Annotated in this window: 16 protein-coding genes; 11 read left to right on the forward strand and 5 right to left on the reverse strand. The window is 61.8% G+C overall.

Annotation, left to right across the window (positions count from 1 at the left end):
* Positions 1–95: 95 nt before the first annotated feature.
* The 6 genes from A6D6_RS16065 (at position 96) to A6D6_RS22050 (ending at position 4,251) form a co-directional block, all read left to right on the forward strand.
* Complete coding sequence (locus A6D6_RS16065; RefSeq protein ID WP_159661279.1) at positions 96–989, forward strand: LysR substrate-binding domain-containing protein; 894 nt, start codon at positions 96–98, stop codon at positions 987–989.
* A 122-nt stretch (positions 990–1,111) separates the two neighbouring features.
* Positions 1,112–2,395, forward strand: coding sequence for an NADH:flavin oxidoreductase/NADH oxidase family protein (locus tag A6D6_RS16070; RefSeq protein WP_159661280.1), 1,284 nt, complete (start codon positions 1,112–1,114; stop codon positions 2,393–2,395).
* Between the two features lie 55 nt (positions 2,396–2,450).
* Positions 2,451–2,543: a hypothetical protein gene (locus A6D6_RS16075; protein WP_255461659.1), complete on the forward strand. Its 93-nt coding sequence runs from the start codon at positions 2,451–2,453 to the stop codon at positions 2,541–2,543.
* A 115-nt stretch (positions 2,544–2,658) separates the two neighbouring features.
* On the forward strand, positions 2,659–3,732 hold the full coding sequence (locus tag A6D6_RS16080; protein ID WP_159661281.1) for an NAD(P)H-dependent flavin oxidoreductase: 1,074 nt from the start codon (positions 2,659–2,661) through the stop codon (positions 3,730–3,732).
* Positions 3,722–4,120, forward strand: coding sequence for a hypothetical protein (locus A6D6_RS16085; protein ID WP_159661282.1), 399 nt, complete (start codon positions 3,722–3,724; stop codon positions 4,118–4,120). The genes A6D6_RS16080 and A6D6_RS16085 overlap by 11 nt, the downstream gene beginning before the upstream one ends.
* A gap of 2 nt (positions 4,121–4,122) precedes the next feature.
* Positions 4,123–4,251 carry a hypothetical protein gene (locus A6D6_RS22050; protein ID WP_255461658.1) on the forward strand — a complete coding sequence of 43 codons (129 nt, stop codon included), beginning with the start codon at positions 4,123–4,125 and terminating at the stop codon, positions 4,249–4,251.
* A gap of 316 nt (positions 4,252–4,567) precedes the next feature.
* Here the strand turns inward: A6D6_RS22050 and A6D6_RS16090 are convergent, their stop codons facing one another.
* Together A6D6_RS16090 and A6D6_RS16095 are read right to left on the reverse strand one after the other, a co-directional pair.
* On the reverse strand, positions 4,568–5,884 hold the full coding sequence (locus A6D6_RS16090) for a ribonucleotide-diphosphate reductase subunit beta (protein ID WP_159661283.1): 1,317 nt from the start codon (positions 5,882–5,884) through the stop codon (positions 4,568–4,570).
* A gap of 142 nt (positions 5,885–6,026) precedes the next feature.
* Positions 6,027–8,903 (reverse strand): ribonucleoside-diphosphate reductase subunit alpha, encoded by a 2,877-nt coding sequence (locus A6D6_RS16095; protein ID WP_133491292.1) that lies wholly within the window; start codon positions 8,901–8,903, stop codon positions 6,027–6,029.
* A gap of 653 nt (positions 8,904–9,556) precedes the next feature.
* Here A6D6_RS16095 and A6D6_RS16100 point away from each other — a divergent pair.
* From A6D6_RS16100 to A6D6_RS16120, 5 genes are all read left to right on the forward strand, one after another.
* Entirely contained in the window at positions 9,557–10,279 is a 723-nt protein-coding gene (locus A6D6_RS16100; protein WP_133491291.1) for a response regulator, read from the forward strand.
* Between the two features lie 96 nt (positions 10,280–10,375).
* Positions 10,376–11,992, forward strand: a complete 1,617-nt coding sequence (locus A6D6_RS16105) for an ATP-binding protein (protein WP_133491290.1) — start codon at positions 10,376–10,378, stop codon at positions 11,990–11,992.
* A gap of 196 nt (positions 11,993–12,188) precedes the next feature.
* Positions 12,189–13,658, forward strand: coding sequence for a glycerol kinase GlpK (glpK, locus tag A6D6_RS16110; RefSeq protein ID WP_133491289.1), 1,470 nt, complete (start codon positions 12,189–12,191; stop codon positions 13,656–13,658).
* 230 nt (positions 13,659–13,888) lie between these two features.
* Complete coding sequence (locus tag A6D6_RS16115; RefSeq protein WP_133491288.1) at positions 13,889–14,977, forward strand: GGDEF domain-containing protein; 1,089 nt, start codon at positions 13,889–13,891, stop codon at positions 14,975–14,977.
* Positions 14,977–16,080, forward strand: a complete 1,104-nt coding sequence (locus A6D6_RS16120) for a GGDEF domain-containing protein (RefSeq protein WP_159661284.1) — start codon at positions 14,977–14,979, stop codon at positions 16,078–16,080. Before A6D6_RS16115 ends, A6D6_RS16120 begins: the two co-directional genes overlap by 1 nt.
* A gap of 171 nt (positions 16,081–16,251) precedes the next feature.
* Here the strand turns inward: A6D6_RS16120 and A6D6_RS16125 are convergent, their stop codons facing one another.
* The 3 genes from A6D6_RS16125 to A6D6_RS16135 form a co-directional block, all read right to left on the reverse strand.
* Complete coding sequence (locus A6D6_RS16125) at positions 16,252–17,307, reverse strand: ABC transporter ATP-binding protein (RefSeq protein ID WP_133491286.1); 1,056 nt, start codon at positions 17,305–17,307, stop codon at positions 16,252–16,254.
* A 143-nt stretch (positions 17,308–17,450) separates the two neighbouring features.
* The gene (gene argF, locus A6D6_RS16130) at positions 17,451–18,359 is read right to left on the reverse strand and encodes an ornithine carbamoyltransferase (RefSeq protein ID WP_133491285.1); all 909 of its coding nucleotides are present in this window, start codon (positions 18,357–18,359) and stop codon (positions 17,451–17,453) included.
* The gene (locus A6D6_RS16135; RefSeq protein ID WP_133491284.1) at positions 18,356–19,537 is read right to left on the reverse strand and encodes an acetylornithine transaminase; all 1,182 of its coding nucleotides are present in this window, start codon (positions 19,535–19,537) and stop codon (positions 18,356–18,358) included. Before A6D6_RS16135 ends, argF begins: the two co-directional genes overlap by 4 nt.
* Between the last annotated feature and the right edge of the window lie 96 nt (positions 19,538–19,633).

The raw sequence follows: 19,633 nt of genomic DNA on the forward strand, positions 1-19,633 counted from the left end.
GGCGGAGTAGGCTGGACCGCGCGTATCGACGTTCTTGTTCCCGCCTCTGTTGTGAGCATCGAAGTCCACGAAGCCCTCTCATCATGACACCTGCCATGCCGACAGCGAAACGCCCGCCCCCGCTTCAACTGCTCCCCGCGTTTGAAGCCGCCGCCCGATTACTGAGCTTCAGCAAGGCCGCGCAGGAACTGCACCTGACGACATCCGCGATCAGCCAACAGATCAAACAACTTGAAACCTTGCTGGGCCAGCCTTTATTTCGCCGGTTTACACGGCGAGTGGAGCTGACCGAGGCCGGGCAACAATTCGCGACGGTGGCCTCTCGCACTCTGGCCGCATACCGGCAGGGTCATGCGGAGTTTATTCATCTGTTCGGGAAACCTCAGTTCCGGCTTGGTATGACTCCGCTGATCGCTCATGAGTTTGTAATGCCCCGTGTGGAAGGCTTTCAGGCAAGACATCCCGGCGTGGTCATCTCGATCGAAAGCCGCATGGAGGTGGTGGACTTCGAGGCAGTGCCAATTGATGCGGCTATTCGTGTTGGTGATGGACAGTGGGCAGGCCTGACCGCCTGGCCGCTTTGCGAATGTGAGGCGGTGCTATTGGCGGCGCCGTCTCTGATCGAACACCATCCTGTGAGGTCGTTGAAGGATCTGGGAAACCACACCCTGATTCGTCGTCGTCGGGAGCAGTTTGGCTGGGAGGAATTGGCGGCATTAATGGCGGAACCGGAGCCGTGTGGCAAAGCGGAGCTGTTAGTGGATTCTGATCTGGCCGCACTGCATGCCGCGGAACGGGGGCTGGGGGTGGCCTTGAGCTTTTTTCCTGCCAATACCTCTCTCTCGCAACTATGGCCAGATAGTCGTTTTGTGTCGGTTTTGCCGCCGGTGAAGACGCCTCTCAAAGCGTACTTCGTGTTTCGCTCCAACAATGGTAAGAGCGAGCTTCTCAGGGATGCCTTCGCCTGGATTCAAGCTTTGTTGAACTGAAGAGGCGAAGCAAAGCCATGATTAAGTCATGCTTAATCATGGCGCAGTAATCATCGTTTGTGAGTCCATGACCCTATTTCTAGTATGGGTTGGCACAAGTACCGAGCCAACACGAGGGTCTCATGAACGCCATCGAATCGCCATCCACTCCGATTTCTGTTGGCCACTCCGGCCTTGCCGCGCCGCTGACACTCAAGACCGGCACCGTGATCCCCAACCGTATCGTCAAAGCGGCTATGCATGAATCCATGGGGAACTCCCGGGGAAAGCCATCTCATTGGCTGCTGCCGCTGTACCAGGCTTGGGCGCTTGGCGGTGCTGGACTCAGTATTACCGGCAACGTCATGGTCGACAGGCGGGCCCGTAGTGAGCCCGGCAATGTGGTGGTCGAGGACGAGCGTTACCTGAAGATCTTGAGCGAATGGGCGCAGCAGGGGAGTGTTGGGGGTACTCAGCTGTGGATGCAGATCAACCACCCCGGCAGGCAGGCCATGCACGGTTTGAACCGGGAGAACCTGGCACCGTCGGCCATTCCGTTCAAACCGGAACTGGCGCCTTATTTTCCGGTACCGCGGGAAATAAAGCCAGACCAGATCGAGGACGTCATTGCGCGTTTCGCCAACACAGCGCGCATCGCCAAAAAAGCCGGTTTTGGTGGTGTTCAAATTCATGCGGCCCATGGTTATCTGATCAATCAGTTTCTTTCGCCACAATTGAATCGTCGTGAGGATCAATGGGGAGGAACCCCGGAGAAACGACGACGTTTCCTGTTGGCGGTTTATCACGCTATACGTGAGACGGTGGGTGATGACTACCCGATTGGCATCAAGCTGAATTCAGCGGACTTTCAGAAAGGCGGCTATGGCGAAAATGAATCCATGGAGGCGGTGCTGGCCATTGCCGATGCCGGGATCGACCTGATTGAGATTTCCGGTGGCACATATGAATCCCCGGCCTTTACCGGATTGCAACAGCCGGAAAAGGAAAGTACCCGCCAAAGGGAAGCCTATTTCATCGATTTTGCCGAGAAGGTGCGTGAGAGAACGTCGGTGCCGTTGATGGTGACGGGCGGTTTTCGCTCCGTGGCGGGTATGAATGAAGCGCTGCAAGGAGGCGGACTGGACTTGGTCGGGTTGGCCCGTCTGTTCAGTCTTGACCCCGCTGTGCCTCAGCGCCTTTTGGCGGGTTTTGATCCGAAGCAGGCAGTGGCGCCCAGGCGGTCTGGTGTCAAAGCAGTGGACCGGTCCGGGATGATGGAAATTGTCTGGTATTCACATCAGCTCATGCGTATTGCTCGTAACGGCAGGGCCCGGCCCGAAGAGTCCGTTCTCAAAGTGGCGCTCTGTTACATGCTGAGTAATTTCTCCAAAGGGGATATCGGGCTACCCAGGTTCCGGGCCAGTTGACCCCCGGCCTGTTAATCCTCGTTTGTAAATGTAGAAGAGTCCCCTGGCTTTTGAACTGCTCCCGCTGCCTTACGGGATGAGGGCCCTGGGTGCCCATATCTCCAGGGAAGTCCTGAAATATCACTATGGAAAACATCAAAGCGCCTAGGTGGTAAACCTCAATGGACTGATTGAAAACTGGCTAGCTGGGACTTTGTTACTGAAAATCTGATGGCTTGAAGTCACCTTGAGTCTGTCTGGCGGCACCTGCACTGGAGGAAAAAATGAACGATAACCGTGATGCGATAACCGCACCCTCGCGCGCTTCGAAACACCTGTCGGGCAGTGACATCGAGGCGTTGGCGAAGCTGGGGGCTTTAGGGGTGCGTCACCCCGTCATGCAAGCCGGTATGACCAGTGCTTCTGGCCCGGCTCTGGCCGGGGCAGTATCCGCCGCTGGCGGGATTGGCACGCTGGGGCTGCATGATGTGTCGGTCTGGGAAGAGATGATTGAGCGCACCCGTGCCCGCGCCAAGGGCAACCCGATCAGTGTCAACCTGTTGTTGCCGTACACCCGGGTGAAACATCTTGATGTGGTGATTCGTCAGCAGGTGCCCATTGTTACCCTGTTCTGGGGTGATGGGAAGCGGGAGATCCGGCAGTTACGCAAACATGGTGTATTTGTTTTTCAGCAGGTGGGGTCTGTTGTGGAAGCACGTAAGGCGATTGATGCGGGAGTAGACGGCATCATTGTCCAGGGTGTGGAGGCTGGAGGGCATGTCCGGGCGGAAAAACGGCTCGACGTGCTGCTCCCCGAGGTGGTGGAACTCACCTCGACGCTGCCGGTGTTTGCTGCCGGTGGTATCTATGCGGCTGAAGATGCGGCGCGCGTCGTGGGATTGGGAGCGCACGGAGTCTGTACCGGAACCCGTTTTCTGCTCACCCCGGAAAGCCATATTCACGATGCCTACCGCGAAGCGTTACTGGCCGCGGATAACACCATACTGACGCACCTGTTCGGTTTCGGCTGGCCTGACCTGCATAGGGTGGTGCCGAACAAGGCCACTGAGCGCTGGTGTCGGGAAAACGGCAGCATTCCCGGGTGGCTGAAAATGTTGAATACGAGTTTTTCCTTTACCCGTAAGCTGGTGCCCATGAAATCGAGGATCTCTTCGATACAAAAACCAAGTGTGCCGTTCTTTTCACCAGCGATGTTGGGGCGAGGTCAGCAAGAGAGCCTGATCGATGCCACCGCCATTTACGCTGGGGAGCAGGTGGGGCGTATCCACGATATCAAGCCGGCCTCGGAGATAGTGGCCGAATTGGCGAAAGGCATGGTGTTTCGGCATGAGCAATGAACCACTTGGTGAAAAGGTGAGAAACATGAATTCCGCACCAATCAGCTTAACGGCGTTTGGGCTGTATATGATGTTGATTCCTGGGGTTGGCCTGATGATCGCGCCGGAACGGTTGCTCGACCTTTTCGGCCTGAGCCATGGCGGCCACTTCTGGATGGCCAGGGTGATTGGCCTGCTGGCGTTTATCATCGGGGTCTTCCAGTTCAGTATCGCCAGGTATGCATTGGAGCGGCTGTACCCGGTTACCGTGGCTCAACGCTACTTTGCTGCGCTGGTCTTCATCGCGCTGTGGGTAAAGGGAGAAGCGCAAGTTGCCATCCTGCTGTTCGCCGTGGTGGATATGGCTGGTGCGACCTGGACTTTGCTGGCAAAGAAACGGAGCCGTTAATCATGTTGACCGAAGACCAGATCGCGATCATCAAGGCGACAGTTCCGTTGTTGGAAACGGGTGGCGAGGCGCTCAACGATCATTTTATCAAACCCTGCAGGGGAGAACCCGGGTGTACGGCCTTTGTTTAATCAGGCACATCAGGCCAGCGGCCAGCAATCTCGTGCGTTGGCCAGCGGAATCCTGATGTATGCCCGCTTCATTGACAAGCTGGATGAGTCAAGGATAAAGGGTGTCTTAAAGAAATCCGTATACCGGAAAGTCAGTGTCACTATGAATTCCTTGGGCCAGCCCTGGCGCTGGAAAGTTGAACTGACGGGGGCGCGGTAAGGCCACTCTTGAGGTGTTTTGATGGTGCAGGAGAGTCCCACGGCCATCAATACATAAGTACGGTTTCTGTTTTAATTTCATAAGAAAAGGGCGCCGAAGCGCCCTTTGTGTTCTGTATCAATCCCAGCTCAGCGCTCCACCGACCTGATATTCGGTGACCCGGGTTTCGAAGAAGTTCTTCTCTTTCCGCAGGTCCATGATCTCGCTCATCCAGGGGAAGGGGTTGCTGACGCCCTTGAACTGCTCGGGGAGACCCAACTGGGTGAGACGGCGGTTGGCGATGAACTGCAGGTACTCTTCCATCATCGCGGCGTTCATGCCCAGCACGCCACGGGGCATGGTGTCGCGGGCGTATTGAATCTCCAGCTCGGTGCCTTCCAGGATCATCTGGGTGGCCTTGTCACGCATGGCCTGGTCCCACAGGTGCGGGTTTTCCAGCTTGATCTGGTTGATCACGTCGACGCCGAAGTTCACGTGCATGGACTCGTCACGCAGGATGTATTGGAACTGTTCGGCCACGCCGGTCATCTTGTTGCGGCGACCCATGGACAGAATCTGGGTGAAACCGCAGTAGAAGAAGATGCCTTCCAGTACGCAATAGAACGCGATCAGGTTCTGCAGTAGCGCCTTGTCGGTTTCCGGCGTGCCGGTCTTGAATTCCGGGTCGGACAGCTCGCGGGTGTACTGGATGCCCCATTGAGCCTTTTTGGCCACGGAGGGGATTTCCCGGTACATGTTGAAGATCTCGCCTTCATCCATGCCCAGGGACTCGATGCAGTACTGGTAGGCATGGGTGTGAATCGCTTCCTCGAAGGACTGACGCAGAATGTACTGGCGGCACTCTGGATTGGTGATCAGCCGGTAGATGGCCAGTACCAGATTGTTCGCCACCAGGGAATCGGCGGTGGAGAAGAAGCCGAGATTGCGCTTGATGATGCGGCGCTCGTCCTCGGTCAGACCGTCGCCACGCTTCCACAGCGCCAGGTCGGCGTTCATGTTGATTTCCTGGGGCATCCAGTGGTTGGCACAGCCATCCAGGTATTTTTGCCAGGCCCAGTCGTACTTGAAGGGGACCAGTTGGTTGAGGTCGGCGCGACAGTTGATCATGCGTTTGTCGTCCACCTGCACGCGGCCGGCGGTGCCTTCCAGTTCCGCCACGCCCTCGGCCACGTCCATCTGCGCCACGGTCTGTTGAGCGCGGGCCACGGCGTCGGTCAGGGCGCGTTCTCCGGTGCTTCCGTCGGCGGCGCCAGCAGCGTTTCCTGGCAGGTCTTGTTGAGGCTCAGCATCCGCTGCACTTCCCGTTGCCGGTGCTTGAGGTGCAGATGCCGCTTTCTCAGGTACCGGCTCAGATTGCGGCGGCGTCGGCTGTGCGACGCCGGGCTGCTTGTTGGCGGGCGTCTCTTGCGCATCAAAATCGTCCCAGCTCAGCATGATTCTCTCCATTCTTTCAGAGTGACGTCCTGGCGTCACCGGTGGTGCATTTCTTAAATGGCCTGACGCTGGACGCCTGACGCCGGACGCTTAAGAAAAGCGGGGTTGGCGTCTCGCGTCGGGCGTCAAGCGTCCGGCGTCTTTACTGGCACGCCTCGCAGTCCGGGTCGTCGATGGAGCAGGCCTGCGGCACATCCGCCGCCTTGTCGAACTGGGCCGGCTCTTCCGCCACGGCGGATACCCGGTTGAGCTTGTTGTCGTTGACCGTGGACTTCTCGGTCTGGGTGGCGCCGATGGCGCGCAGGTAATAGGTGGTTTTCAGACCCAGCAGCCACGCCATTTTGTAAGTCACATCCAACTTCTTACCGTTGGCCTCGGCGATGTACAGGTTCAGGGACTGGGCCTGATCGATCCACTTCTGGCGGCGGCTGGCGGACTCCACCAGCCAGCGCGGCTCCACCTCGAAGGCGGTGCGGAAGCGCTCCTTCAGATCCGCCGGCACCCGTTCGATCGGTTGTACGGAGCCGTCGTAGTACTTGAGGTCGTTGACCATCACGTTGTCCCACAGACCCCGTTCCTTGAGCGCGTTCACCAGGTAAGGGTTGACCACGGTGAACTCGCCGGACAGGTTCGATTTCACGTACAGGTTCTGGTACGTGGGCTCGATGGACTGGGATACGCCGGTGATATTGGCGATGGTGGCGGTGGGCGCGATCGCCATCACGTTGGAGTTACGCATGCCCTTGCGCGCTCTTTCGCGCACACTGTCCCAATCCAGGGTCTGGCTGCGATCCACCTTGCAGTAGTCCTCGCCACGCTGTTTCACCAGGATGTCGATGGAGTCGATCGGCAGCACGCCCTGGCTCCACAGGGAACCGTCAAAGGTCTGGTAGGCGCCGCGTTCCTCGGCCAGATCGGCGGAAGCCTGGATCGCGTAGTAGCTGACCGCTTCCATGGACTGGTCGGCGAACGCCACCGCGTCGGCGGAAGCGTAGCTGATGCCTTGCTTATACAGCGCGTCCTGGAAGCCCATGATGCCCAGGCCCACCGGACGGTGCTTCAGGTTGGAGTTCTCCGCCTGCGGCACGCTGTAGTAGTTGATGTCGATCACGTTATCGAGCATGCGCACGGCGGTGTTGACGGTGCGTTCCAGCTTCTCGCGATCCAGGGCGCCGTCGACAATGTGCTGGGCCAGGTTCACGGAACCCAGGTTGCACACCGCGATTTCCTCGCGGTTGGTGTTCAGGGTGATCTCGGTGCACAGGTTGGAGGAGTGCACCACGCCCACGTGCTGCTGCGGACTGCGCAGGTTGCACGGATCCTTGAAGGTGAACCAGGGGTGGCCGGTCTCGAACAGCATGGAGAGCATCTTGCGCCACAGGTTGATGGCCGGCAGACGCTTGTAATGTTTGATGCGGCCGTCACGGGTCATTTCCTCGTATTCGTTGTAGCGTTGCTCGAACGCTTCACCGTAGAGATCATGCAGATCCGGCGCGTCGTTGGGGCTGAACAGGGTCCACTCCTGTTCGTTCACCACCCGCTTCATGAACAGATCCGGAATCCAGTTGGCGGAGTTCATGTCGTGGGTACGGCGACGGTCGTCACCGGTGTTCTTGCGCAGCTCGAGGAATTCCTCGATGTCCATGTGCCAGGTTTCCAGGTAAGCGCAGACCGCGCCCTTGCGCTTGCCGCCCTGGTTCACCGCCACCGCGGTGTCGTTGACCACTTTCAGGAACGGCACCACGCCCTGGGATTTGCCATTGGTGCCCTTGATGTAGGAGCCCAGCGCCCGTACCGGGGTCCAGTCGTTACCCAGGCCGCCGGCGAATTTGCTCAGCATGGCGTTGTCGTGGATGGCGCTGTAAATGCCGGACAAATCATCGGGCACCGTGGTCAGGTAGCAGCTGGAGAGCTGTGGACGCAGGGTGCCGGCGTTGAACAGGGTCGGCGTGGAGCTCATGTAATCGAAGCTGGACAGCAGATTGTAGAACTCGATGGCGCGCTCTTCGCGGTTGTCCTCGCGCAGTGCCAGGCCCATGGCGACACGCATGAAGAAGCACTGCGGCAACTCGATGCGGGTGTCGTCATGATGGATGAAATAACGGTCGTACAGGGTCTGCAGGCCCAGATAGGAGAACTGCAGATCGCGTTCGCCCTTGAGTGCGGCGCCCAGTTTTTCCAGATCGAAGTCGGCCAGTTCCGGGTTCAGCAACTCGAACTGGATGCCCTTTTCCACGTAGGTGGCGAAGGTGCGGCCGTACAGCGCTTCCATCTCTTCCTGGTTGGCGCGCTCGCCGACGCCCAGGTATTGCAGTGCCTCGGCGCGGATCTTGTCCAGCAGCAGGCGGGCGGTGACCAGGGAGTAGTTCGGTTCCACCTCGATCAGAGTGCGGGCGGTGATCACCATGGAGGTGTTCACGTCCTTGATGGAGACGCCGTCGTACAGGTTCTTGACGGTCTCGGCGATGATCTTGTCGGCGTCCACGTAATCCAGACCGCGGCAGGCCTCGCGGATCAGGTGCTCCAGGCGGCCCATGTCCAGCGGCGCGCGGCTGCCGTCTTCCATGGTCACGGCCAGATCCACCTGGTGGGTGGGCTCGGGGAACTGGCTGTCGCGCTCGGCGCGTTTGCGGGCCTGTTGCTCGCGGTAGAGAACGTAATCCCGGGCCACTTTGTGTTCGCCGCCGCGCATCAGCGCCAGCTCCACCTGATCCTGGATTTCCTCGATGTGGATGGTGCCTCCGGAGGGCATGCGGCGCTTGAAGGTGGCGCTGACCTGCTCGGTGAGCCGGGCGACGGTGTCATGGATGCGCGAGGAGGCCGCGGCGGTGCCACCCTCCACGGCCAGGAACGCCTTGGTAATGGCGACGGTGATTTTGTCGTCATCGTAGGAAACCACCTTGCCGTTGCGTTTGATCACGCGCAGCTGGCCCGGGGCGGTGGTGGATACGCCCGCGTCCTCGATGTCGATCGCATCGCGGTCGTCGGGTTGCGATTCGCGATTCATCTCCGTTTGCATGATGCCCTCTCCGTAAAAGTGTGGTGCGATGCTGTATGGTGTTCCGGCCCGGCTGGCCGGGGCGGCGCTGTCACGGCGCTGACAGGGTGTCCTGATTCGTGTTCCGTCTGCTTGCTCGGGGCTTGCCGCGGCCCTGGCGCCACGTTCACCGTCTTTCCCGGGACGTTCCGGTGGATCCGGACCGCGCCCATGGTGCCTGGATACCACTATATCTTGTGTGCCCGAAAAGGGCGGGTACCCAGCGGGAGGAGGTGCCGCCGGCCCCGTGGCGCCGGCCCGCCACGGGCTTCGGCTGTCTTCAGCCACCTCCAAATGACAGAGGCCGTGGCATTTTACAAAACCCAATATATTGGGTTGGTGTTTCCTGTTGGGTACAAGTTATAGTCGAGCGAGCGGATTTGCAAGATGCCGGCCTGGGGAAATCCTGTGGATAATGTGTGAACTTCTGTGAGTCTTTTCCAGCGCCGGAAATGACACTGGCGGTAAAGCGCCGCTATCCCATATATTGTGTCATCTTGCCGACATCGCCGTGGTTGCCGCCGCCGGGGTGTATGCGCTAAAAGAAGAATATCGCCACGCCATTGGGGGTGGGGCAGCTTATACCGGGGTAACCCGGTCCCTTGTGAACAGAAACGGATAAGGACAACGACGGGATGACAACCGTGCAGGATAACCCGCCGACCATCATGATCGTCGAGGACGATGACCGCCTCGCCGACCTGACCCGAGAATACCTGGAATCCAACGGCCTCGCCGTTACCGTGGTGCGCGATGGGGAAGACGCGATCCGCCGGATCCGCGCCGAGCAACCGGATCTGGTGGTACTGGATTTGATGCTGCCCGGGGCGGATGGGCTGACGGTGTGCCGGGAAGTAAGGGGGACGTACAAAAAGCCGATCCTGATGCTGACCGCCCGCACCGACGACATGGATCAGGTGCTGGGGCTGGAGATGGGCGCCGACGATTACGTCGCCAAACCGGTCAAACCGCGGGTATTGCTGGCGCGGATCCGCGCCCTGCTGCGGCGGGTGGAAACCGACAACGAGCGCGACAACTCGCCGGCCCGCCTTGAGTTCGGCGCTCTGGTGATCGACAACGCCGCCCGCGAAGTGACGCTGCGCGGTGAATCCGTGGATCTCACCAGCGCCGAATACGATCTGCTCTGGCTGCTGGCCTCCAACGCCGGCACGGTGCTGTCCCGGGAGACCATCTTCGAGAAGCTTCGCGGCATCCAGTACGACGGCCAGGACCGTTCCATCGACGTGCGCATTTCCCGGATCCGCCCGAAAGTCGGCGACGACCCGGAAAACCCCAAACGTATCAAGACGGTGCGTTCCAAAGGGTACCTGTTCGTCAAGGAAATGAGTGCCGGTTGAAGACACCGCGCCCGCTTTCCCGCCGCGCCATGACCAGCGCCGGCGGTGCGGGCACGGTTGTCGGCGCCATTTGCCCGGGTAAACCGGAGAGGCTTCTTGAACAGCATTTTCGTGCGCATCTACGGCGGTATCCTGGTGGCTCTGCTGATCATCGGCGTGGCCACTTATGTTGGCGTTGACCTGATCAACCAGTATCGCGCCGGCCAGTATCGCGAGCGCATGGCGGAAGGGACTTTCTTCCTGCTCGGGGAAGGGCTGCGTGAGCAATCCGGGGCCGACCGCGCCGAGTGGTTGCGGGAGATGAGCCGCCGGCTCGGCGCGTCCCTGCGGATTCACCCGGGAGCGGATCTCAGTCTGACCTATCGGGAGCGGCTGCATCTGGACGAAGGCCGGGTGGTGATCCGCGAACACCCGGAGTCCGAGCGGATCACCGTCCTGTATCACGTTCCCGGCGGTGACGACTATCTGGTGACCAGTCTCGAACGCCTCTCAGAGCAGCAGGCGCGCGCCACCGCCGGCCTGATCCTGGACCGCCTCAAGGCGGTGACGCCGGAGCAGCGGGCCCAGTCCCTGGCCCGGCTGGTGCCGTACTTCGGGTTTCCGCTGTCCCTGGCGGAGTGGGGTGAGGTCGGTCTGGACGAGGAACAGTATCAGCGCCTTGATCGCAATGAGATGGTGCTGTTGCTCACCGACAGCACCCGCCGGGACGCCACCCTCTACCTGTACGTGCCCATCCCCCGGGATCATCGGGTGTTGGTGCTCGGGCCGATGACCCTGTTCGACCCCTTTCCGTGGGAACTGTTGGTGGTCGCCAGCCTGTTGGCCCTGTGCCTGGTGGCACTGTCCACCTATCTTCAGGTCCGGCCGCTGCAGACTCGCCTGCGCCATCTCGAGCGCGCGGTGAAACGTCTCGGCGGCGGTGATCTCACCGCCCATGCCGATGTTCGTGGCGGCGATTCCATTGGCCAACTGGCCGCTACCTTCAACGGTATGACCGCTCATATCCGCCGTCTGATCCATGCCCAGCGGGAAATGACCCGGGCGGTCTCCCACGAACTGCGCACTCCGGTGGCGCGCCTGCGTTTCGGGTTGGAAATGCTGGCCGACAGTGAATCCGCCGAGGCCCGCCGGGAAAGGCTGGACGCTCTGGACCGGGATATCGATCAGTTGGATCAGTTGATCGACGAGATTCTCACCTATGCGCGGTTGGAACAGGGCACGCCGACCATCGATTTCCAGCCGGTGTATCTGGTGGAAGTGTGCGAGCAATTGAAAGGGGAACTGGACACGATTCGTGGGGACATCGTGATCGAGGTGGAGGGGGACCGCGTTCTGGCCGTGGACGGAGACCCCCGCTACTTGCATCGTGTCCTGCAGAATCTGGTCACCAACGCGCTGCGCTACGCGCAGGCGCGGGTTCGCATGACCATTCGCCTGGAAGACGAGGCCGAACGGGTGGTTCTGGACGTGGACGACGACGGTTCCGGGATCCCCGAGCATCAGCGCGAGCGGGTGTTCAAGCCCTTTGCCCGCCTGGACCAGTCCCGCCACCGCGCCAGCGGCGGCTACGGCCTGGGGCTATCCATCGTCAAACGCATTGTCGACTGGCACGGCGGCGAGATCAGGGTGCTGGAAAGCGACTGGGGTGGCGCCCGTTTCCGGGTTATCCTGCCCCGCGAACAGCAGCGCCAGCATGTGCTGGGAAGGCAATAAAGGCAATTAACAGTGAATAGTGAATAGTTAACAGCAAAAACAAGGGACTGAACTGCTGTGGGAAGCTTGCTTGCAAGCGAATATCGCTAAACGCTTGAGCGAACCCCATTCGCTTGCAAGCAAGCTCACACAGCGGCTAAAGATCACCTGCTTTTGTTTTTCCGCTATCAACTGTCAACTGATTTCCGGGGTTCTCATGTATATCCTCGCCATCGACCAGGGCACCACCAGTTCCCGCGCCATTGTGTTTGATCGCGATGGGACCTCGGTGGGGCAGGCGCAAAAGGAATTCAAGCAGCATTTCCCCCAGGACGGCTGGGTCGAGCACGACGCGCAGGAAATCTGGAATGACGTGCTGGCATTGTGTCGGCAGGCGCTGCGCAACGCGGCGGTGGAGGCGGCGCAACTGGCGGCCATCGGTATCACCAACCAGCGCGAGACCACGGTGCTGTGGGACCGCGCCACCGGCGAACCAGTGGCGCCGGCGATCGTCTGGCAGGATCGTCGTACCGCCGCCTTGTGCCAGCAGTTGAAGGATCAGGGGCATGAGGACACCGTGCGTGAGCGTACCGGCCTGTTACTGGATCCGTACTTCTCCGCCACCAAGCTGGCCTGGCTGCTGGATACCGTGGAAGGGACACGGGCGCGGGCCGAGGCCGGCGATCTGGCCTTCGGCACCATCGATTGCTGGCTGTTGTGGAAACTCACCCGTGGCAAGGTGCACGCCACCGACGCCACCAATGCGTCTCGCACACTGCTGTTCAATATCCATGAGCAACGCTGGGACGACACCCTGCTGCGCCTGTTCGACATCCCCGCCGCCCTGCTGCCGGAGGTGCGCGACAGTGCCGGTGATTTCGGCACCACCGCACCGGAGTTGCTGGGAGCGCCGGTGACGGTGGCGGGAATCGCCGGCGACCAACAGGCGGCACTGGTGGGGCAGGCCTGTTTCCAGCCCGGCATGGTCAAGAGCACTTACGGTACCGGCTGCTTCATGATCATGAACACCGGCGCCGCGGTGACCTCGGAAAACCGTCTGCTGACCACGGTGGGCTACCGCCTTGGCGGCGAAACCAGCTATGCGCTGGAAGGCTCCATCTTCGTCGCCGGCGCCGCCATCCAATGGCTCCGTGATGGTCTCAATCTTATTTCCCACGCCAGCGAAACCGAGGCCCTGGCGCGCCGGGCCGGTTCCTCACGTGGTGTTTACCTGGTGCCGGCGTTCACCGGGTTGGGGGCGCCTTGGTGGGACCCCCATGCGCGTGGTGCCTTGTTGGGGCTGACCCGGGACACCGGCATTGCCGAGGTGGTCACCGCCGGTCTGGAAGCGGTCTGCTATCAGTCCCGGGATCTGCTGGAGGCAATGGCGGCGGACTGCCGGCGGCGGCCGACCACGTTGCGGGTGGACGGTGGCATGGTGGTCAACAACTGGCTCAGCCAGACCCTGGCGGATGTGTTGGGGATTCAGGTGGACCGTCCCGATGTGACCGAGACTACCGCATTGGGTGCCGCCTATCTGGCCGGGCTCGGCTGTGGCTGGTACAGCGATCTGGCGCATGTGGGGGACCACTGGCGTTGCGAGCGCTCCTTCCTGCCGTCGTTGGCGGAGGACGAACGCGAGCGTCGTTATCAGGGCTGGCGGGCAGCGGTGCGTCGGGTGATGTGAGGGGGGCCGGCTGATCCGGCACTGCCCAGGGATGTGACTTTCTTTTACACAGGCGGCATGGGCCGTCTCATCGGCTTTCAGTATCATTTCCTGGCTGTTCTAGGAAAATAGCCTGATACCTGCTGCCGATACCGCCCTGAGTGGCTCCGGCAACCCCGGATCCGGCCCCGGAACAGCGTTCGGCGTGTGGTGCATAGGCCCCCGCCTGCCATCATTCGGGGACCCGGCGCATGCCTCAAAGAATTTCGCGGGGATATGACAAACAGGAATTCCAGCGGTTGTCCCTGGCGGCGCTGCTGGGCGCGGGCGCCCATACTCTGGTGTGCTGGCTGGCGTTGCAATGGGGTTTTTTCGCGCTGTCCCCGGAGGCTTTCTTCCTCACCTTCCTGGCGCTCTGGTTCGGCCACCTGGTGGTCTGGAGCCTGGCCTGCCTGACCTTGAGAAAGGGCGGGGACGCCCGCCGTTTCACCGAACCGGTGTTGGTATGGAGCACGGTGGCGTTGTTGATCAGCGCCCTGTTTCTGAGTGACCACCGCCTGCTGGTCATGGTGTTCTTTCTCGCCGTCCTGCAAATCGGAGTATTCCGTGTCGGCCGTTGGCAACTGGTGCGTCTGGCGTTGCTCGGCGTGGGTGGTTACGCCCTGGTACTGCTGGAGCTGCAAAGCCGCGAGCCGAGCGCCTTCAACGCCCTGGTGGAGTGGCAGCACTGGCTGCTGTTCACCCTGGCGGTGGTGCTGATGATGGTATTGGCATTGGAGATCGTCGGCATCCGCCGTCGTATCGACGGCCGCAATGAGGCCTTGCAGCAAATGGCACGGCAGATCCGCGATCTGGCGATCCGCGATGAACTGACCGGCCTGTACGGCCGTCGCCACGCCATGGAGTTGTTGACCAAGGCCTGCGGCCAGGCCCGCCGTGGCGCCTATTTGCTGGCGGTGGTGTTTGTCGACCTGGATCACTTCAAGACCATTAACGACCAATACGGTCATCTGATCGGCGACCGTGTCCTGATCCGCTTCGCCGATTTACTGCGTCGCCACCTGCAACCGCCAGCACTGGCGGCGCGGATGGGGGGAGAGGAGTTTCTGCTGATGTTGCCGGTTGATCACCGGGAGCAGGCCCGGGAACTGGTGGAACGGATTCTGGTGGCACTGCGCAAGGAAGGCTTCGAAGACCAGCCGGGGTTGAGTGTCACCGCTTCCGCCGGCCTCGTCCTGGCCAGTGCCGGGGAAGAGGCGGAGCAGGTGCTGGCCCGCGCCGACCGGCTGCTGTACCAGGCCAAGCAGGCTGGCCGCGACCGGTTGCTGGAGGAAGCCTGATGAAGCCGGACTGGCAGCCGTTGGGGCGTCTGACCGTGAACGAGCGCCGCTTGCTTCGGGTGCACGGCCGCTCGGTGGTGGCGGTGGCGTTGTTCTACTCCGCGGTGGCGTTGGTGCTGTGGAAGCTGGGACATAACCGTGTTGACGGGGAGGCGCTGGCGTGGGCGTTGGTGTTGCTGTGGAGCCTGATGCTGCCGTACCTGGCGATGATCGAGCGCGGTCTGACCCGGGCCTGGCGGGAGCCGACGCTGTCGTTTCCGTCCGGCATCACCCTGGCCGCCATGCTGTTACTGACAGCGGTCCATACCGCGGACGGGCGCCTCGCCGTGATGTTGCTGTACTTTCCGCTGCTGTTGCTGTTGTCGTTCCGGTTGGAGCCAAGGTCGCTGGGATTGCTCTCCGCGGTGGTCTGCGCCGCTTACGGGTTGGCGCTGCTGGGTCTGTATCAGCACCGGGATGAGCAACTGGAGCTGGGGTCGGCGCTGCTGCAGTGGCTGGCTTTCGTGGCGGTGAGCGGTTGCTTCACCATCACCGGAGGCGGCGTCAACGCGCTGCGCCGGACCCTCGGCCGGCATAACCGGGAACTGGCGCGAATGGTACGGCAAAGCCGGGAACTGGCGATCCGCGACGATCTGACCGGGCTGTTCAACCGCCGTCACATCGTCGAGGTGCTGAATTATCAGAAGAGCCTGGCGGACCGGTATCATTACCCGTTCGCGGTCTGCTATCTGGACATGGATCACTTCAAGGCGATCAACGACCGCTACGGCCATCAGTGGGGCGACCAGGTACTGCGCGCCTTTGCCGACCACGCCGCCGCTTTGTTACGCGAAGGGGATTACCTGGCTCGGCTCGGCGGCGAGGAGTTCCTGATGGTGCTGCCGCAAAGTAACGAGGCCGGTGCCCTGCGCGTGGTGGAACGCCTGCGCCAGCAGTGGGCCAACGCCGGTTTCGACCATATGGGCGGGCCGGCCACGGTGACGTTGTCCGCCGGAGTCGCCGGTTATCAGCCGGGGGAAACCGTGGAGGCCTTGCTGGCCCGCGCCGATCACGGCCTCTATCTGGCCAAGAGCCATGGCCGTAATCAGGTGCGTACCGGATGAGAGCGGAGCGTCAGGCCTGCCTCGTACCGGCTCGCTGACACGCTATTCGCGAGCAGGCTCGCTTCCCACAGCGACGTGGTAGCCCCCGTGTAAGCTGTGGGAAGCGGCCTTGGCCGCGAATAAAACGCACATTCATGTCGCCAGGGACTGCCGGTCCGGCACCGCCAGGCCCTAGCCGTCTTCCCGCAAAGGAAACGTCACCAGTTGTTCCGGCGCCATGGTCACCGACAGGGTTTCGCCGGGCCGGGCCGGTGGGCGGCGGCCGCTGGTCTGGCACAACAAGGTGCCGCCATCCGGCAGCCGTAACCGGTGCAATATCGTGGGGCCGGTAAACAGGCTCTTCTCCACGATCAGAGGCGTACCCTGAGGATCCGGCAACAGATCGTCCGGCCGCAGCAGCACGTCCACCTCGGTGCCCGCGGGCCAGGGGAGGGGGCCGCCGCGCAGTTCCCCCAGTACCGTGTTGACCGCGCTCGTGGCGGTGACGGTGCCGCGCAGGAAAGTACCGTAGCCGGCGAATTCCGCCACGAAACGACTGCTCGGAGCGTGATAGATGCGGTGTGGGCTGTCCCACTGGGCCAGGGTGCCGGCGCGCATGACGCCGACCTGGTCGGCCAGCAGAAAAGCCTCTTCCTGATCGTGGGTGACCATCAGTGCCGCCACCTGCTCCTGGCGCAGGATATCGCCCAGTTCCTCGGCCAGCGCCCGGCGCAGATCCAGATCGAGACTGGCGAAAGGTTCGTCCAGCAATAACAGGCGCGGGCGCGGAGCCAGTGAGCGTGCCAGCGCCACGCGTTGTTGCTGGCCGCCGGAGAGCTCGTGGGGGTAGCGTTGATCCAGCCCTTCCAGGCGCACCCGGCGCAGACACTGGGTGACCCGCTCGTGGCGCTGCGCGGGGGACTCCCGACGCAGCGCGAAAGCCACGTTCTCGGCCACCGTCAGATGCGGGAACAAGGCGTGTTCCTGGAACACCATGCCGAGCCGCCGGCGTTCCGGGGCCAGTTGGTAGCCCGGGCGGGCCACTTCCTCGCCGCCGATATGGATATGGCCGGCCTGGATCGGTTCCAGCCCGGCCACCGCTCTCAGGGTGGTGGTCTTGCCGCAGCCGCTGGGGCCCAGAAGACAAGCGATCCGGCCTTCCTCCAGGGTGAAACTGACGCCGTTCACGGCGCGGTATTCACCGTACTGGCAGGCCAGGTCGGTAACGGTCAGCAAGGGCTGTGACATGGGGGCTCCATTGCCGCGAGCGCATACAGCGTGAATTCATGTCTCCCAGGCTGGCGTCAGGCTTTGGGCATGGCGTGCAAGCGTGTTGCGTATGAGCGTGCCAGCGAATTACGGGACACCGGTGGTTCTCCAGCCTCAATTCGTCAGTGCTGGCCGTGCAGCAGAAACTCCAACAGCGCCTTCTGCGCGTGCAGACGGTTTTCCGCTTCGTCCCAGACCACCGAGCGCGGGTCGTCGAGCATGTCATGGCTGACTTCCTCGCCGCGATGGGCGGGCAGGCAGTGCATGAACAGCGCCCGCTCGTCGGCCAGGTCCATCAGTGCCGGGTTCACCTGATAAGGGGCGAAATGCCGGGCCCGTTCCTGTTGTTCCTGCTCCTGGCCCATGGAGGCCCAGACGTCGGTGGTGACCAGGTGGGCGCCGGCCACCGCTTGGCGGGGGTCACGCACCACCGACACCCGATCGGCGTTGTCCGCCATCAAGGTGGCGTCGGGCTCGAAGCCTTCCGGGCAGGCCACCACCAGTTGGAAATCGAACTGGCGGGCGGCGTTGATGTAGCTGTTGCACATGTTGTTGCCGTCGCCGACCCAGACCACCTTGCAGCCTTTGATTTCGCCACGGTGCTCGGTGTAGGTCTGCATGTCGGCGAGCAACTGGCAGGGATGGAAATCATCGGTGAGGGCGTTGATCACCGGTACCCGGGAATGCCGCGCGAAGGTTTCCACGGTGCCGTGATCAAAAGTACGGATCATCACCGCGTCGACCATGCGCGACAGCACCCGGGCGGAATCCTCCACCGGCTCGCCGCGGCCCAACTGGGTATCGCGGGAGGACAGGAAAATACTGGCGCCGCCGAACTGGGTCATGGCCACTTCGAAGGACACCCGGGTACGGGTGGAGGACTTGTCGAAGATCATGCCCAGGGTCTTGCCGCGCAACGGCTCATGAAACTGGCCGGTGCGCTGCATGGTTTTCAGTTCCACCGCCCGTTGGATCAGGTAGCCCAGTTCTTCCGGGGTCAGGTCCAGCAAAGTCAGGAAATGGCGGGTCATGGGGCCTCCTGCTCATTGGCGTAGCGTTGCAGCACGGTGCTCAGGGTGTCCACCAGTTGGTCGCGCTCCGCGTTGCTCATAATCAGTGGCGGCAGCAGGCGGATCACCGAACCGGCGGTCACGTTGATCAACAGTCCCGCTTCGCGGGCCCGGTCCACCAGCTCGCCGCAGGGACGATCCAGTTGAATCCCCACCATCATCCCCTGGCCACGGACTTCCTGGACCAGGGACAGACCGGACAGTGCCTCGCGCAGCCGGGCACGCAGTGTCTCGCCCTTGTCGCGGACCTGCTCCAGCACGCCGCTCTGTAACGTATCGATGACAGCCAGTGCCACCGCACAGCCGAGCGGATTACCGCCGAAGGTGCTGCCGTGATTGCCGGGGCCGAACAGATCGCTGGCCGCGCCGCTGACCAGACAGGCGCCAATCGGGAAGCCGTTACCCAGACCCTTGGCGGTGGTCAGAACATCGGGACGGATCCGCTCCGCCTGGCAGGCGAAATAGGTGCCGGTACGGCCGTTGCCGGTCTGGATTTCGTCCAGCATCAACAGCCAGCCGTGTTGATCGCAAAGCTCGCGCAGCCCCTGCAGATAACCGGGGCTGGCGGCGTTGACGCCACCCTCGCCCTGAACCGGTTCCACCAGCACCGCCACGACATTGTCATCGGCGGCCGCGCGGACCGCGTCAAGATCGTCGTAGGGCAGGCGGCGGAAGCCTTCCAGCAATGGTCCGAAACCTTCCTGAACTTTCTGGTTGGCGGTGGCGGACAGGGTCGCCATGGTGCGGCCATGGAAGCTGCCTTCCATCACCAGCACCACCGGCTTTTCCACACCACGGCGGCGGGCATGCAGCCGTGCCAGCTTGATCGCCGCCTCGTTGGCCTCGGCGCCGGAATTGCCGAAGAACACCTTGTCCATGCCGGCCAGTTGGCACAGTCGTTCGGCCAGTCGTTCCTGAACGGGAATACGATACAGGTTGGAGGTGTGCATCAGGCGTTCGCTTTGCTCGCGAATCGCCTGGACCACCGCCGGATGGCAGTGACCGAGATTACACACGGCGACACCGGACACCGCGTCCAGGTATGCCTTGCCTTGCTCATCGTACAACCATACCCCCTCGCCGCGGACGAAAGCGACGGGCTGCCGCGCGTAGGTGGGAATCAGGAACTGCTCGCTCATGATATTAGGGTCCGTGAAAATAAAAACGGCAGCCGAGGCTGCCAGTGGACCAACGATAATACTCACGCTTGAAGGGTGGCGCAACGCGCGGGCGGG

Origin of the sequence: Alcanivorax xiamenensis, assembly GCF_009846745.1 — a bacterium.
Taxonomy (GTDB): domain Bacteria; phylum Pseudomonadota; class Gammaproteobacteria; order Pseudomonadales; family Alcanivoracaceae; genus Alloalcanivorax; species Alloalcanivorax xiamenensis.

What these genes read in the sequence shown, in the direction of transcription:
- argF (WP_133491285.1), bottom strand. Translation starts at nt 18,359, where the DNA reads ATGACCCGCCATTTCCTGACTTTGCTGGACCTGACCCCGGAAGAACTG.
- A6D6_RS16125 (WP_133491286.1), bottom strand. Translation starts at nt 17,307, where the DNA reads ATGTCACAGCCCTTGCTGACCGTTACCGACCTGGCCTGCCAGTACGGT.
- A6D6_RS16090 (WP_159661283.1), bottom strand. Translation starts at nt 5,884, where the DNA reads ATGCTGAGCTGGGACGATTTTGATGCGCAAGAGACGCCCGCCAACAAG.
- A6D6_RS16115 (WP_133491288.1), top strand. Translation starts at nt 13,889, where the DNA reads ATGCCTCAAAGAATTTCGCGGGGATATGACAAACAGGAATTCCAGCGG.
- A6D6_RS16095 (WP_133491292.1), bottom strand. Translation starts at nt 8,903, where the DNA reads ATGCAAACGGAGATGAATCGCGAATCGCAACCCGACGACCGCGATGCG.
- A6D6_RS16080 (WP_159661281.1), top strand. Translation starts at nt 2,659, where the DNA reads ATGAACGATAACCGTGATGCGATAACCGCACCCTCGCGCGCTTCGAAA.
- A6D6_RS16085 (WP_159661282.1), top strand. Translation starts at nt 3,722, where the DNA reads ATGAGCAATGAACCACTTGGTGAAAAGGTGAGAAACATGAATTCCGCA.
- A6D6_RS16070 (WP_159661280.1), top strand. Translation starts at nt 1,112, where the DNA reads ATGAACGCCATCGAATCGCCATCCACTCCGATTTCTGTTGGCCACTCC.
- glpK (WP_133491289.1), top strand. Translation starts at nt 12,189, where the DNA reads ATGTATATCCTCGCCATCGACCAGGGCACCACCAGTTCCCGCGCCATT.
- A6D6_RS16120 (WP_159661284.1), top strand. Translation starts at nt 14,977, where the DNA reads ATGAAGCCGGACTGGCAGCCGTTGGGGCGTCTGACCGTGAACGAGCGC.
- A6D6_RS22050 (WP_255461658.1), top strand. Translation starts at nt 4,123, where the DNA reads ATGTTGACCGAAGACCAGATCGCGATCATCAAGGCGACAGTTCCGTTG.
- A6D6_RS16100 (WP_133491291.1), top strand. Translation starts at nt 9,557, where the DNA reads ATGACAACCGTGCAGGATAACCCGCCGACCATCATGATCGTCGAGGAC.
- A6D6_RS16135 (WP_133491284.1), bottom strand. Translation starts at nt 19,537, where the DNA reads ATGAGCGAGCAGTTCCTGATTCCCACCTACGCGCGGCAGCCCGTCGCT.
- A6D6_RS16065 (WP_159661279.1), top strand. Translation starts at nt 96, where the DNA reads ATGCCGACAGCGAAACGCCCGCCCCCGCTTCAACTGCTCCCCGCGTTT.